The 631-nt window shown below is 73.5% G+C and carries 1 pseudogene; it reads right to left on the bottom strand.

Features of this window, described 5'->3' with window-relative positions:
- Positions 1–258 (bottom strand): annotated as a pseudogene (locus tag B2J89_RS21455) (hypothetical protein); the annotation flags it as partial.
- Positions 259–631 lie beyond the last annotated feature (373 nt).

Raw genomic sequence — 631 nt, 5'->3', positions numbered from 1 at the left:
GATGCGGTTGCGCTCGGGCCGCAGCGCCAGGCGCGGCGCCTGCAGGTTCAGCTCGACCAGGCCAGCCACGGGATAGCTGCGCGGAAAGCGCTGCGCGAGCTTGTCCTGCAGCGTCTCGAGCGACAGCGTGACGCTGCGCGGCAGCGCCGGCCCCGTGCACGCGGTGGCGGCCAGCGCCAGGCCCAGCGCCGCGCTGGCGAGCCAGTGGCGGCGTGGCAGGGCGCTGCGGGACGGGAAAGAGGGGGCGGACCAGTGCATGGCGCCGATTGTGCGGCAGGCGCCTGTGACGGGCTGTAAGGCCCGCGCACGGCGGCGCCGCACCGGTTCCGGCCTGCTATGCCTTTGTCTGATATCTGGTATCCGCCGACAGGGCTCACCGCTTGCGCGGCGCCATCCGAGAATGCGGGCTTTGGGCGCACCCGGCCCTGCCACCGCCGCCGAGCGGCTCCGTCCCTTCCCTTTCCTGAACCCCGCCATGCCCCTGCACTTCCCGACTTCCTTGCGCCTTGCCTCCCTCGGTGGCGGCCTGCTGGCCGCCCTGGCCTGCGGCACCGCTGCGGCACAGACACCGGCCGCCGGCGCCGACTACCCCACGCGGCCCATCAAGCTCATCGTGACCTTCGTGCCCGGG

Source organism: Acidovorax sp. SRB_24 (assembly GCF_012931925.1).
Note: the sequence above shows the minus strand (reverse complement) of the source record. Positions and strands in the feature narration are given on the sequence as shown.